Source organism: Nocardia sp. NPDC051981 (genome assembly GCF_040680715.1).
GTDB lineage: Bacteria > Actinomycetota > Actinomycetes > Mycobacteriales > Mycobacteriaceae > Nocardia.
In genome coordinates this window covers 344,748-358,475 of sequence record NZ_JBFAXK010000006.1, presented here as the reverse complement: position 1 = coordinate 358,475, position 13,728 = coordinate 344,748, and the positions used below count along the sequence as shown (strand labels likewise).

Below are 13,728 nucleotides of genomic sequence, written 5' to 3'. Positions count from 1 at the left end.
CCCTGATTCCGCCGTACAGCCATTTCCGGGGTCTCGGACCAGCACCCTACAGCCGTTTGCTGAAACCGGCTTGGCGAGGCAGAAATTCTCGGGAGCGTCACACATGCTTGCCCGGTCACATCATGGTTGCGCCTCTGACATCTGGTTTTGCCGGGCGCGCGACGTGCACGGCTCACAGGCCGGCGCGATAGCGGCGTATGCCGAGCAATAGCCCGCCGCGTCGAGACCGGGTACCTGCGCTCGCATCCGCTCGGTCCGGCGAGCCTTCTCCGCTGCATTGGGCGGCCTCGCCCGTCGTCGGAAAATTGCAGCTGCAGATGCGGGATCGTTATGTTACCGTGACCTAGATCTCGAATTGGTACGACTGGTTGTGCGGGCCCCGAGTGCCTGCGCGTCGGATGGTTGGACGCGGGAGGCGTGATGGAATTCCGGCACATGTTGTCGACATATCGAAAAAATGCTTGCCGCACAGCGTATTCGGCAACCGATACGCCCGGCCTGCTGGTTGGCGGCACGCCCGGGCAACCAGTGATGTGGTGGCGGATCGGCCTGCAATGGCTTGCGGCCCTCATACTCGCCATGATCGTGCTGCCGGCAGGATTGTCGATGCCGGTCGCGCGAGCCGCTTCGCTGTCCCCTGGCGACGATCCCTTCTATGCCGCACCCCCCGATCTCGCGTCACATCCGAACGGCGCGGTACTCGGAGCGCGGACGATCCCACTGCTCGGTCTGCCGGTACCGGTGACTGCATGGCAATTGCGTTATCGCACAACCGATTCCGAAGAGCATCCGCAGCTGAACGTGACCACGGTGCTGGTGCCACCGGTGCCCTGGAACGGGCCGCGGCCGGTGTTGTCGTACCAGGTACCCGAGAACAGTCTCGACGCCCGGTGCGCGCCGTCGGTCACGCTGCGCGGCGGAAGCGACAACGACATGGCGAGCGCCATGCAGGATGCGCCGTTCATCGCGGACGCACTGCTGCGGGGATGGGCCGTCGTGGTCAGCGATTACGAAGGGCCGCAGTCCCGGCTCTTCGACGGCGTGACATCCGGGCGTGGAGTTCTGGACGGAATCCGGGCCGCACGGTCGTTCTCGCCGGCCGGCATCGATGCCTCGAGCCCAATCGGCGCCTGGGGATACTCGAGCGGAGCCTTCGCCACCCTGTGGGCCACACAGTTGCGTCGGGAATACGCGCCAGACGTGCAATTGGTCGGCACCAGCGCCGGCGGAATCCCCACCGATATCCCGGCCGTAGCACAACGCGCCGACAGCGCCGCGGGGGCGATACTGATCCTGCTCGGGCTGGCCCGCAATGAACCCGCCTCCCGATTGGCCGACTTGTTGAACGACCGGGGCCGCCGCGCGCTGCTCGCCGCGGACACCTCCGGCTGTGGTGCGGATCTGTCTCAGGAATACTCCGACATCCACGTCGACGATTTCGCCACAGTCCCGAACCTGTTGGCGCAGCCTGCTTTCCGCAACGCCGCCCTGCCCAATGAACTCGGCCGCACCACCCCCGACACCCCGCTGTACCTGTACCACAGCGTCGCCGACGAGAAGATCCCCGTTGCCGGCTACACCGCCCTCGTCGATACCTACTGCGCGCAGGGCGCCACCCTCACCGCGATCCACTCGCTGTTCCCGACGCACATCGGAGCCGCCGCGGGCGAAGCACTCGGCGGCATGAATTTCCTCGCCGACCGCTTCGCAGGCGCCCCACAAGCCGCGGGGTGTGTGGTGGAGTAAGCGCCGGCTCACCCGGTACCCTCGCCGGGCCGTTGGCCGGACTCACCTTCACGACGTTCAACCTCGGAGTCGCCGCCGGTGCCGTCGCGGTAGGGAGAACGCGCAGCGCCGCTGTCTGTGCTGCTGCGGCGGCTGTCCCGTACTTCGTCCCAAAAGGACCCACATCCGCATGTCACCCTTCCCGACGAGCGCTCCGGTGCTGTCCTGCGGCATCTGCGCACCGACATGGATCGTCTTCGTCGGATTGGCTGAGGGGCAGAGGGGAGCGGAGTGCGTGGAGCAGGAGCAGACTGGTTACCAGGGAGGTCGTCATGCGAGCGATACAGGGCCTGCTCAATGTGGTGTTGGGGATCGTGACGGCCGTGCTCGGCACGGTAGTCGGGTTGCTCGCGACCGTTGTGTGGATTCTGGGTGCGGTGTTGTGCGCGACGGTCCTGCTGATCCCGCTGGGACTTCCTGTCATCAAGCTCGCCAACCGTCTGTTCGGTGCTGCTCGACAGCTGATGCATATCCCGTAGACGGTCGGGCCATCGTTTTCCGGCATGGACCCACATGCGGTGTCCCGCGGATGACCGCGGGGGGCGGCGGTGAAGATCGCGGGGAGGACCTCGATCGTGACCGACATGTCGGTGCCCGCCCTCGCGGCCTTCTACCGTGTACGGGTGCAGGCCACGGCGCCGCGGCCGAATTGGAGATGTTTCAAGCCGCCTGCGGTGCTGTGAGATGGACACGGATGTGGTCGAGCAGTTCACCGTTTCTGAGCGGTTTGGGCAGGTAGTCACACGCACCGGCCGCGTAGGCGTCATCGATGGCATCGGGATCGCCGTCGAGGCAGACCGCGATGATGGGAATCGGTGCACGTTTCCGCAGTTGTCGGCACAGGTTCGCGCCTGGCAGGTCGGGCAGGTCCAGCTCGAGCAGCACCAGATCCGGATTCCATCGCTGAGCCAGGGTCAAGGCGCGCTGCGCGTCGGGGGCGGACATCACCTCGTGGCCGGCGTTGGCCAGCACGAGTGCCTCGATCTCTGCCATCGCCGGGTTGCTCTCGACGACGAGGACCTTGCTCGGCCGAACCGCAGGGGTCGGCGGCATCGTGGATTCTGTTGCAGAGCGCGGGAATTGGCTCATGGTGGATCCTTCGTAGACGGGTCACCGGCCGTTGAATCCGCAGCGTCATGGAGCTGGATGGGGGTGGCCCTGTGATCGCAATGTCGCCAACGCGATCGACGTGCCTTCGAAATTATGCCAACCCGCTATCTTTCAGCAATGAATCTGTGAACTGTTTTCATGGCGTTCACATGACCAGGGCTTTCCTCCGGCATCCCATGGCTCGCCGCGCCGATGTCCGGCATTCGGAGAACGGGCCCGCTCCGGCCGAGGCAGCACGGGTTCCCGCACACTCGCCACCCGCAACGATCCCGATCGTCGCGCTCGTCTCGAACTCTCCTCCGCAGCTGGGCGTATGCGAAATGGTAAGGGCCCCGATAGATTTCGTGTATGACAGACGATCGGATCGAGGACGGCGAGTTCTTCGGAGCCACCGGCCTGCAGGACTGGCGTCGCGAGTACATGGGGGCTGCATGTGATATCGCACCGGCTCTCTGGCCGCCGGTGTCGAACTGGCGCAGGCCATCGCCGCGTTGCCCGGCACCGACGACGGCCGACCCGACATCGACATCCGCGGCGACGCTGTCTACGTGCGGGTCATCACGCTCGCCGACGATTACACCGGGCTGACCAAGCGAGATGTCGAATTGGCCCAGCAGATCACGACCCGACGAGGGCCCTGCTGTGAAACAGAGGCCTCTCGCGGTCAGTGTCACCTGGTACACGAGGGCCGGGACTGAGTGCCATCGCCGCCGGTCAAGCCAACTTCGTTGTTTCGCGCGGTCCGGAACCTCTTGTTGACCAAGATCATCATTCGGTGCAGGTGTCAGTGGCCATCGGCCGAGTGGGTCGCCGCGTCCTCCGGTCGTGTGGTGTGCATGCCCCCAGGCGGTCGGGCGGTCGTTCCGGATCGAGGTTCAGGGCAGGCCCAGCGATCTGACCAGGTCGATCATTTCGGCGTGGTGCAGTGCAGCAGAGTTGCGTGCAACGGGATCGATATGACCGTCTACCTCCAAGGCCACCCAGCCGTGCATCCGGCCCCACACCCGCAGTGCGAGCACCGCCGCGTCGGCGGGTACGTCCGGGAGGTCTTGCCGGACCTTCGCGGCATAGTCCGGCTGCAGATCGGACCAGGAGTTCTCCTCGACCTGGCCGCTGTGAGCATCGAGCCATACATCGGCCACCAATCGGGTCAGTCCCCTGCACACGCGGCGGGCGGTCCGGTCCACCGGCCCATCTTCAGGCGGCTGATATCCAGGAACCGGGTGCCCGTAGAAGAGCCGGAAACTTTCCGGGTGAGCCAGCGCCCATTCCCTCAGGCCCTGACCCCACGCGACCAGCCTGCCGCTGGGGTCGGTGTCAGGCACGGCGTCGACGGCAGCATCCAGGGCATCCGCCAGCGATGTACCGATTCCGCTGATCAGTGCTGTGATCAGGTCATCTCGGGTGGGGAAATAGCTGTATATGGCGCGGGGAGTCATTCCCATCTCACGAGCGATGCCGCGCAGCGAAATCGCCCCGGGCCCTGCGTCGGCCATCTGCTGTAGCGCGATCGCCATGATCTCCCGACTGGCCTCCGCACGCAGCCGCTCCCTGCGGCTCGGCACACTCACACCGGACTCGTTGTCGACATCACCCACCTTGACAAGATACAGCGTTTCAATACTCTTATGCGTGTCATTACTACACGCCGTGTCCTGGAATGGGGTCGGATGTCCGCTTACGTCATCGTCACTGTCGAGGTACTCGATGAGGAGGCAGGCTGGGCCTATGCCCCCGTGGCCCAGAAGTCGATCCTCAGTCACGGCGGTCGCTACCTGGTCGCGGGCCCCACACCCGAACCTGTGGAAGGCACCTGGGACTCACCCCGAATCCTGGTCATCGAATTCCCGGACATGGATCGGGTTCACCAGTGGTACGAATCCCCCGAGTACCGGCAAGCCCGGCAGATACGGGAAGGCAAAGCTCGGGTGCAGATGCTGTTCGTTGAGGGCTCACCGCCCGAAGGCTTCACCCTCCCGGCCTGACGACCATCTCCATACCGAGACCGAGAGCGTCGTTGGACACTCCGATGTTTTCAACCGTCGGCCCGAACGGGCCCGCCTCGGCAATCCAGAACCTCCAGCACGGTTGCCCGGCGATACGTCATGGTGCGCCAACTGGCCGCGTATCGGGATACGGAACCTATCTCGTCGGTGAAACAACCTATGCACCGCAGCTTTCCACTGTCTGAAACGGGGCATCCCGAGGGAGCGCTGCAAGTGGCCGAGGCGCTCGCGCGTCGCGACGACACGGCGTGGGTCAGCCTCGCCGGCGGCGGCGCCGAGGTCGTGTTTTCGCTGCATCCACGTGCCCAGCACACGCGCGAAGACCTTCTGGCGCAACGACTGCAGCGGAGTGCACCGGTCCTGGACGTCTCGGCGTCGATGATTCTGCATCGCTTCGTCGGCGCGAGTCCGGTCGATTCGCGTGGTCGTCGGCTCGCAGATCCGGCCGCCACGCCCGTCACCCCGGGCGATACCCGAATCGAGGACGCCGATCGTCCACTACTGGATCTCCTTGCCCGCGACGGACGAACAAGCTATGCGATGCTGGCCCGCTCGACGGGCCTGAGTCCAGGACGAGTCATGCGTCGCATCGAAGCATTGCAAGCCTCCGGGCTTCTCTACTTCGACCTCGACATTGCCCCCGCCGCACTGGGCACCCGGCTCGCGGCACTGCTGTGGCTCACTGTCACTCCAGCACAACTGGAACCAGTCGCGCAGGCCATCGCCGAACACGAGAACACGACCTACGCGGCCGCGATCACCGGACCGTTCAACCTGATCGCGACGCTGTCCTTCGGCAACACCAACGACCTGTACCGGCACATGACCACCGAACTGGCCGCTCTGACCGGTATCCATACTGCCGAAATATCGCCGGTGCTGCGGCAGCTGAAGCCAGCGGGTGCGCTCATGAACAGTGATCGACTCGCGCAACCCACACCCACGCGACGTCGCAGACACTGACCATCGGGCAGAACCCCGGAGTCTGGACACTGGCGCGGACCGAACCAGACGAGCAGCTCTGGAACAAGCCCGAAAATCGGCAGTAGCGGACTCCGCCAGCCTTGGATCGGCGCGGCCAGTTGATCTTCCGATGCCCCGCGTTGGCCGGTCGGTCAGCGCGGTATGTTGCTACTTCGTGGTCTCGTCGAGGGTGCCACTGACATAGAGCATGTCGCCCATCCGCAGGTCGTCGTCCTTCAGAGGCGGAAGGTCGTTGGCGGCCAGCAGGTCTCGGACGCTGATTCCGTTCAGGATCCAGCCGCGGTCGGTCAGGTAGGGAGCCGCTTCGTTGCGGTCACCGAAATATCGCAGACTTGCCATGTCGGGATCGAAACCGTCGGTACGGAAGCGTTCGGAGATGCGGTGCAGGCGTTCCTTCGTCGTGTCCTCCTGGCCTTGTTGCGGGTTGGGCCTGCTCTCGGTTGCCACTCTGCTTCCAGGCGCGCTGAGGTGAGTGATGGTGTCCAGCAGGCGATCCTGCGCCTCGGGCGGCAGGTAGCCCAGCAGTCCTTCGGCACTCCACGCGGTCGGGCGGGACGGGTCGAATCCGGCGGTGCGCAGTATGGCGGGCCAATCATCGCGCAGATCGACCGCAGCCACTCGACGGTCGGCAGTGGGCACAGCGCCCAAGTCGGCCAGCGTGCGGGTCTTGAATTCGATGACCTGCGGCTGGTCGACCTCATACACCACGGTCCCGGTCGGCCAGGACAACCGGTATGCGCGCGAATCCAGCCCTGCGGCCAGGATTACGACCTGCGTGATGCCCGTGTTCGTTGCGTCGCGGAAGAACGCGTCGTAGAACTGGGTACGCACCTTGGCCAGGTCGATCCACATCTGCTCCACCATCTCGTCGGGGGCCGCTTCGCCGGCCGCCAGCCGGGTGAGCAGGTCGATGCCGACCGCCCGGACGAGTGGTTCGGCGAACGGGTCGTCGATGAGCGCATCATCGGCGCGGGTCGCGATCGCCCGGGCCACCGCCGCCATGGTGGCGGTAGAGCCGACGCTGGATGCCAAGTCCCAGCTGTCTCCGTCGTACCTGGTCGAAGTCATGTTCTGTCCCATCCTTCTCCAGGCTCAGTGCGTATTCGGCAAGTGGCATAACGCTTTTCAAGCTTCAAGTCGATGTGTCGGGTTGTGAGAGGTCTCTGGCCCGAGCGTGGCTTTCGTTTGCCGTTGCTCCTCGACCCGAAACCGAGCCGAGGTGCCGACGAACCCGATCGATTCCTTCACCGACCTCGCATCGCCCGTGGGCGGCAGAGTATGTGCGGCCACCGACAACCGACGCACGCGAGAAGGTCCGCTGGGCCGGGATCACCCCAGGCCCAGCAGCCAGGGCAGCACCATGTGGATGGTGAGGCCCATCGACAACCCTCGAAGGTTCTTCGAGGCTTGTCGACTCATGCGGGCGTGTGTTGTACCAATTCCTGGATGAAGGCGGTGACATCCACGGGCTTTTCTTCTGCCATGAAGTGGCCGGCATCGATCGGCTTGTAAGTGGCGGTCGGGGCCCATTGCTGCCACAGGGCAGCTGCGTCGAATCCGAGGCGAGCCCCCCAATCCTGGGAGATCACTCCCACGGGCATGGCCAACTGGATGCCCGCTTTTCGGTCGGCTCGGTCCATCTCGAGGTCGATACCGGCGGTGGCGCGGTAGTCGGCGACGATGGACGGTACAGCGCGCGTGGAACTGTCGATGTAGTGCTGGCGTACGTGTGGTGGGAAGGTGGTTCCGCTGGGGTCCCAGGCGTCGAGGAACGAGCTGAAGAAGTCTTCGGCGACAGCTCCGATCATCCTCTCGGGCAAGCCTTTTGGTTGCGCCATCAGGTACAGGTGCCAGGCGACCGCTGCATCGACGCCGTGGAGCACGTCCCAGGTATCCATGGTCGGCAAGACATCCAGGATCCCCAAGTGCGTGATCTTCTCCGGGTGGTCGAGCGCGGCCCGGACCCCGACCAAAGCGCCGCGGTCATGGCCGATCAGGCTGAACTGTTCGTATCCGATTTCGCGTGCGATGGCGACGATGTCGTGCGCCATGGTCCGCTTCGAGTAGGTGTCCGGGGTCGTTTCCTCGGGTTTGTCGCTCGCGCCGTAGCCACGAAGGTCGGGCACGATAACCGTGTACCGCTCGGCAAGTTCACGTGCGACATGCCGCCACATGAGGTGAGTTTGCGGGAAGCCGTGCAACAAGACGATGGGGTGGCCGTCACCGGCGATGGCGACATTCAGATGGACGCTACCCTCCCCGGGGAGCTGTCGGTATTCGAAGCCGTCGATCGTCGTGCCCGTCATCGGCGCGCACCTTTCGTTGGTTGGGTTGAGAAATGTGTCGTCAGGAGAAGATGGCCGGCAGCGGCGGTTCAGGTCTCACGCTTGCTCGCAGAGCGGGAATCAGGATGGTGTCGACCAGGTGCGCCAGGTATTCAGGTCCTGCCGGAAGCCCGTTGAGCCTGCGCAGAAGCAGCACTGACCCGGCGATCTCCTCGTAGGGGAACGGTTTCGCGCCCGCTGGTAGCTCTCCACGGCCGATCGCCCCAGACATCACCGATGCCGGCAATTTGGCCCCGGTCGGCCCCGTCACCTCTTCGATATGGCGGCACAAGTCGGGGTCTTCCAGGCCCGCTTGGAGCAGCATCAAGCTCATTGTCGCGTCGGCCGAGCGCATAGTGGTGTCGAGCCGTTCGCACAAAGCGATCAAGTCTCCCCGCAGGGAGCCGGTATCCACCGCGTCGGCGGAGTTGCCGGACGCAGGGCCGGCCTTGACCGCGGCGACCACCATGTCACGCTTGGTCTCCCAGCGCCTATACAGCGTCGCCTTCGACGCCCGGGCACGACGCGCGACCGCCTCGAACGTCAACGCGTCGTAACCGACCTCGCCAAGCAGTTCCAACACGCATGCGAGAATCTCGACCTCGCGCACTCGATCCCGAGGCCGTCCAGTACGCACCCCAGTGGCCGCGTCCCGGGAGTGCTCATTACGAAACGACACGTTCTGTACCGTAACAGGGCGCAGACTCGACGTCCATCGGTCGGTGGTCATGCCGAAAGGACACGTGGTTACCTATCCGCCGAGCGCGAGCCGGGAGTTCATATTCAGTTCGACCTCGCCGTAGGGCAGTACATGAGACCAGAACAGTGGGGTCAGGACGCGTTCGTCCTCGGCGGTGAGCACGCCGTCCCATTCGGGGTCGGCGAGGATGCCCTGGACCATCAGGACTTGACGTAGACGAGAGCCGTCTGGCAGATCCGCAGGCACAGAAATGCCGAGAGCGGTCCGCTCACGCCGTTGCCTCCGCAGGCCGCCGACAGGTCCCCGCCGGGCGTCGGGGTTTCAGTGCTCGGGCGCGTTCCAGCGGGCGGCCGGGCCGAACAGGCCGGCGGGGTCGTAGCGGCGTCGCACGTCGACCAGGCGCTCGCGCTGAGCAGCGGTCCACGCGGCCATGGTTTCGGTTGCGGGTCGGCCGTGTGGATCCGTGGCGAAGTTCGGTGTCGCCGCACCGAGACTCCACGAGGACAAGGCGCCGATCACGGTATCCAACGCCGCGGGAACCGCCGCTGCGATCGGCGGCGCCAGGACACCGACGGTGAGGAGGTTGAAGGCCGCCTGCCGGCCCGCGACCATGGTGGGGGCCAGCGACTCTCGCGCGAGCGCGCCGCCGAGGGCACGGATCTCGGCCATGGTGATCGGCAGGCCGCCCGCAGGCCCGGCAGCCGCCAGCAGCGCATCGATGGCGGCGTCGGGCAGTTCGCGCAGGAGGGTCGAGCGATCGGCTGCCGGCATCGGGTCGACCGGGTCGTTGTGGATGGAAGCCAGTGCCGCGTAGGGCATTTCGGCGACCGTGTCCAGCAACGGGGCCGCCACGGGACGCAGCGGCGCCAGCAGCGCGGCGCCCTCGGCCGGGTCGCCGACATGGGCGTAGCGTAGGTGCAACACCGTGGCCCCGCGCAGCGGCTCCGGAATCTCTGGCAGCGGAGGCAGATTGAGGATCGCCACCGAACTGGTCACGCTCTCCGGCGCGGTCGCCATCCAATTCCGCCAGGCCCGCAACAGTTGCGCCGCGTCCTCGATCCGGTAGGTCAGGCCGCCCGCGTACACGGTGCGGATCGGGAACAGCCGGAAGGTCATCTGTGTGACGATCCCGAAGGCCGCACCGCCGCCGAGCAGCGCCCGGAACAGCTCGGGATCGGTATCGGGGGAGACTCGGCGCAGGGTGGCGTCCGCGGTCACCACCTCCATGCCGATGACGTGGTCTGCGGCGAAACCGTAGGTTCGGGCAATCGGACCCAGACCGCCGCCCAGGGTGTAACCCACCACGCCGACACTAGTGGACGATCCGGCGAGCGCGGCGAGGCCGAACGGGGTGGCCGCGTCCAGGACACGCTGCCAGCGCACACCCGCGCCGACGGTCGCGGTGTGCTGATCCCGATCGATCGACACCGCGTCCAGCAATGCCGTGTCGATGAGGATGCTCTCCGGCGTCGTAGGAGCGGCCCCGTGGCCGGTGGCCTGCACCGCGACCGTGTAGCCGGTCGCGTTCGCGATGCTCACGGCGGCCACGACATCGGCGGCGCTGCTGGCCACCACGATGGCCGCGGCCCGATGCTCGGTCGCGACATTGAATCCGGTCGCCGACAACCGGTAACCATCCTGGCCGGGCGTGTGGACCTCACCGGCGACCGCCGCTCGCAGGCGTTCGGCGAGCACGGAACTCGGCATCGGCCGCCGCCCGGTGGCGGTCGGTGCGGGCAGATCGAAGACGCTGGACATGGGGCTCCTGGAAGTCGATGGTGCTGATCGATTTCCAGGAGACCGCGGCGCGCTTAGCGCGAACTTAGCTCCCGCCCAGTAACACCGGCGGGTGCCACGCCGATCGCGCTCACCAGCGCATTCACCTCGGCGCGCGTCATGCTCGCACCCGCCGCCAGGCCCGCGTCGAAATCGGCCGGGGGCAACGCCGACCGGACCGCGTCGGCCTCGCGCGGCGCATCCAGCGGATCCATCACCTCCGGCAGGAACCCGATCCGCCTTCCCAGCGCCCGCACCGCCCCGAGCAGGCGGGCGCCGTCGGCAGGGCGGCCCCAGCGGGCGGCGAGCGCCGCGGCCGTGTGCACCATCACCAGCCATGAGGTGACATCCCCGTCCAGCTCCAGCGCGGTCTGCATGGTGCGCAATGCCGTGCGGGCGTCGGCGGCGTCGCCGGCGTCCATCGCACAGCGGGCCAGGGTCCACGATGCGGACGCGACCGGCCAGCGGTGCCCGCACCGCTCGGCGACCGAAACCGCCTCGCGCAGTGCGTCTCTCGCCGCATCCGGCCGCTCGGTGAAGCGCAGGATCATGCCCTCGATCATCAGGGCCTCGGCCAGCTGCCACGGCCGGCCGGCCGCACCGGTCTCGGCGACCGCAACCCGGGCCTCGTCCGCCGACGCGGGCGAGGGCGCGACGATCGCGTGCAAATACGTTGTCCACGACCGCATCCACGCGGCCGTGGCCCGATCATCGGCCTCGGCCGCGACCCGTGCGGCCCGCTCGGTCGCCTCCGCACCCCGGACCGGATCACCCGACAGGTAGTACAGCCCGCCGAGACCGCCCAGCGCGGCCGACAATGTCGGACCGTCGACCTCGTGTCCTGGCGGCGCGGTCGCGGCGAGTGCGCCCGTGATCGCCGCGATGCCTTCGCCGATGAACCCGCGCCGGTACCAGAACCAGTACAGGGCCGCCGCCAGCCGCAGCACATAGCCGGGGTCGCCCGCCGCGAACGCGGACGCGATCGCACTGCGCTGTTCGGCGATATCGGCGCTCAGCGCGTCCAGCATTTGCGCCGACCGCGCGTCGCGCAGATGCGCCGCCGCGGTCCGGGACCGGTCCAGCACGGTGCGCCGGTGCGCGGCCCGCACCCGGGCGATCTCGTCGGGTTCGCAACGGGCCAGCGCGAATTCGCGGATGGACTGCAGCATCCGATAGCGCCGCGGCGACGACGCGGGCTGAACTCGCAGTAGCGATCGGCGCACCAGACCGGTCAGCGGTTCGAGGACCGCCATCGGTGCGGACGCACCGTGCACCGCGGCCGCGGCGTCGATATCGAAACTTCCGGCGAAGACGGCGATATCACGCAGCAGCCGCGCCTCGCCGGGATCGAGCAGACGGTAACTCCAGTCGATGGTGTCGGCCAACCGGCGCTGGCGTGCGGGTGCGGTACGCGCGCCCCCGGCCAGCAGGGTGAATCGGTCGGCGAGGCCGTCGGCGATCTGCTGTTCGGACAGCACCCGCAGCTGTGCGGCGGCCAGCTCCACCGCGAGCGGAATGCCGTCGAGGTCGGCGCAGATCCGCCGCACCGGTTCGCGCACCCGTTCATCGAGCGCCCAGCCGTCGACCACACCGGCGGCCCGGGCGGCGAACAGCTCGACGGCGTCGGCCTCGTCCAGGGGCGAGACCTCGATGACGCGCTCACCGTCGAGCTCGAGTGGCTCCCTGCTGGTGGCCAGGATCCGGACCCGAGCGCAGTGGCTCAACAGCGCATTCACCACGGCCGCGACTCCGTCGAGGACATGCTCGCAATTGTCCAGCAGTAGCGTGCATTCCCTGTCCGCGAGGATGTCCGCGAGCCGATCCGGCGAGCTCGCCCCCTGGACCTGCATGGCCGCGGCCACCGTGGCGGTGACCAGCTCATCGGATTCGATCGGAGCCAGATCGACCCACCACGGGCCGTCCCCGGCGGGCAGCCGGCGGCAGGTCTCCAGGGCCAGCCGGGTCTTGCCGACGCCGCCGGTGCCGACCAGTGTCACCAGCCGTGCGGTGCGCACGGCCCGGCCGATGTCGTCGAGTTCGCCTGTGCGGCCGATCAACTGGGTGCGGGGTGCCGGCATGGGCATGACCGGTGCAATTGCGGGCGAGACGGCCGTCGCCGGCTTCGCGGCACCGAGCAGCAGATCCTCGTCGTGGCGCAGGATCGCGGTCTCCAGTTCGCGTAAGCGGGCACCGGGTTCGATGCCGAGCTCGGCGTCGAGCAGGCGGCGGATATTCCGCAGGGCCGCAAGGGCATCGGATTGCCGCCCGGCCCGGTAGCGGGCCAGCACCGCCAGCTCCCAGGCGCGTTCGTCGAGCGGATGCGCGGACACCAGATTCTCCGCGTCGGCCGATGCAGCATCGACGAGGCCGGCGTCGAGTCGCAATTCCACCAGTGCCTTGCGCGCCCGCAGTTCCAGCGCGCCCAGCCGCGCGATCTCGGGCTGCACGAAATCGGCGTCGGCCACATCCGCGTACGGTGCGCCCTGCCATTCGCCGAGCGCCGCCTCGTACGCCCGCAGCCCGGAATCGAGATCACCCGCTGCGCAGGCGGACTCGGCGACCGCGATCTGCTCGGCGAATCGGTGCGCATCGATCCGATCCGCAGTCAGATCCAGCAGATAGCGGGTACCGCAGCGGGCGATCACACCCTCGGCGCCGCGGCGGCGGTCGGGTTCGAGCCGATCGCGTAGTTTCGAGATCCCGAAATGCAAGGAACTCACCGACGGATCCGGGGCATCGTGCCACACCTGCTCCAGCAACCTATCGGCCGAGACTTCGCGCGGGAACGCGGCGATCAACGCCGCCAGCAATGTTCGTTGCCGCACACCGCCGAGATCGACCGGTCGCCCGGCGACGGTGGCCGCCAGACCGCCCAGCACCCGCAACCGCACCTGCGGCCGCACGGCATCGTCATCGACTTCACCCCGCGTGTCACCCACGGATCACCTCACTACAGCTCTCGCCCAGCAATCTAACCCGGCGCGGGATCCGCACCGCGCATCGACGTGGATTCGGCCAGACGTCTCGAACCTGATAGGTGGGG

The 13,728-nt window shown here is 67.1% G+C and carries 12 protein-coding genes and 1 pseudogene; 5 read left to right on the top strand and 8 right to left on the bottom strand.

Annotated elements, in window-relative coordinates; all coding sequences use genetic code 11:
• Window positions 1-606 precede the first annotated feature (606 nt).
• Entirely contained in the window at window positions 607-1,746 is a 1,140-nt protein-coding gene (locus tag AB0L60_RS15020; protein ID WP_364613008.1) for a lipase family protein, read from the top strand.
• Window positions 1,747-2,057: 311 nt separating this feature from the next.
• Window positions 2,058-2,264: a hypothetical protein gene (locus tag AB0L60_RS15015; protein ID WP_364613005.1), complete on the top strand. Its 207-nt coding sequence runs from the start codon at window positions 2,058-2,060 to the stop codon at window positions 2,262-2,264.
• A 181-nt stretch (window positions 2,265-2,445) separates the two neighbouring features.
• On the opposite strand, the gene AB0L60_RS15010 is transcribed toward AB0L60_RS15015, so the two are convergent.
• Entirely contained in the window at window positions 2,446-2,838 is a 393-nt protein-coding gene (locus AB0L60_RS15010; protein WP_364613114.1) for a response regulator, read from the bottom strand.
• Window positions 2,839-3,344: 506 nt separating this feature from the next.
• Between AB0L60_RS15010 and AB0L60_RS15005 the strand changes: the two are divergent.
• Window positions 3,345-3,593: pseudogene (locus AB0L60_RS15005) on the top strand (hypothetical protein); the annotation flags it as partial.
• Between the two features lie 177 nt (window positions 3,594-3,770).
• Here the strand turns inward: AB0L60_RS15005 and AB0L60_RS15000 are convergent.
• The gene (locus tag AB0L60_RS15000) at window positions 3,771-4,493 is read right to left on the bottom strand and encodes a TetR/AcrR family transcriptional regulator (protein ID WP_364613002.1); all 723 of its coding nucleotides are present in this window, start codon (window positions 4,491-4,493) and stop codon (window positions 3,771-3,773) included.
• Between the two features lie 72 nt (window positions 4,494-4,565).
• On the opposite strand from AB0L60_RS15000, the gene AB0L60_RS14995 reads away from it, so the two are divergent.
• Together AB0L60_RS14995 and AB0L60_RS14990 are read left to right on the top strand one after the other, a co-directional pair.
• Complete coding sequence (locus AB0L60_RS14995; RefSeq protein WP_364612999.1) at window positions 4,566-4,880, top strand: DUF1330 domain-containing protein; 315 nt, start codon at window positions 4,566-4,568, stop codon at window positions 4,878-4,880.
• A 120-nt stretch (window positions 4,881-5,000) separates the two neighbouring features.
• Window positions 5,001-5,864 carry an Lrp/AsnC family transcriptional regulator gene (locus AB0L60_RS14990; RefSeq protein ID WP_364612996.1) on the top strand — a complete coding sequence of 288 codons (864 nt, stop codon included), beginning with the start codon at window positions 5,001-5,003 and terminating at the stop codon, window positions 5,862-5,864.
• A gap of 168 nt (window positions 5,865-6,032) precedes the next feature.
• On the opposite strand, the gene AB0L60_RS14985 is transcribed toward AB0L60_RS14990, so the two are convergent.
• The 6 genes from AB0L60_RS14985 to AB0L60_RS14960 all read right to left on the bottom strand — a co-directional run bounded on the left by AB0L60_RS14985 (window position 6,033) and on the right by AB0L60_RS14960 (window position 13,624).
• Window positions 6,033-6,953, bottom strand: a complete 921-nt coding sequence (locus AB0L60_RS14985) for a class I SAM-dependent methyltransferase (RefSeq protein WP_364612993.1) — start codon at window positions 6,951-6,953, stop codon at window positions 6,033-6,035.
• Between the two features lie 347 nt (window positions 6,954-7,300).
• The gene (locus tag AB0L60_RS14980; RefSeq protein WP_364612990.1) at window positions 7,301-8,191 is read right to left on the bottom strand and encodes an alpha/beta hydrolase; all 891 of its coding nucleotides are present in this window, start codon (window positions 8,189-8,191) and stop codon (window positions 7,301-7,303) included.
• A gap of 40 nt (window positions 8,192-8,231) precedes the next feature.
• Complete coding sequence (locus tag AB0L60_RS14975) at window positions 8,232-8,819, bottom strand: TetR/AcrR family transcriptional regulator (RefSeq protein ID WP_364612987.1); 588 nt, start codon at window positions 8,817-8,819, stop codon at window positions 8,232-8,234.
• A 141-nt stretch (window positions 8,820-8,960) separates the two neighbouring features.
• Window positions 8,961-9,110, bottom strand: coding sequence for a hypothetical protein (locus tag AB0L60_RS14970; RefSeq protein ID WP_364612984.1), 150 nt, complete (start codon window positions 9,108-9,110; stop codon window positions 8,961-8,963).
• 120 nt (window positions 9,111-9,230) lie between these two features.
• Window positions 9,231-10,667, bottom strand: coding sequence for an FAD-binding oxidoreductase (locus AB0L60_RS14965; protein WP_364612981.1), 1,437 nt, complete (start codon window positions 10,665-10,667; stop codon window positions 9,231-9,233).
• A gap of 53 nt (window positions 10,668-10,720) precedes the next feature.
• Complete coding sequence (locus tag AB0L60_RS14960) at window positions 10,721-13,624, bottom strand: BTAD domain-containing putative transcriptional regulator (RefSeq protein WP_364612978.1); 2,904 nt, start codon at window positions 13,622-13,624, stop codon at window positions 10,721-10,723.
• Window positions 13,625-13,728 lie beyond the last annotated feature (104 nt).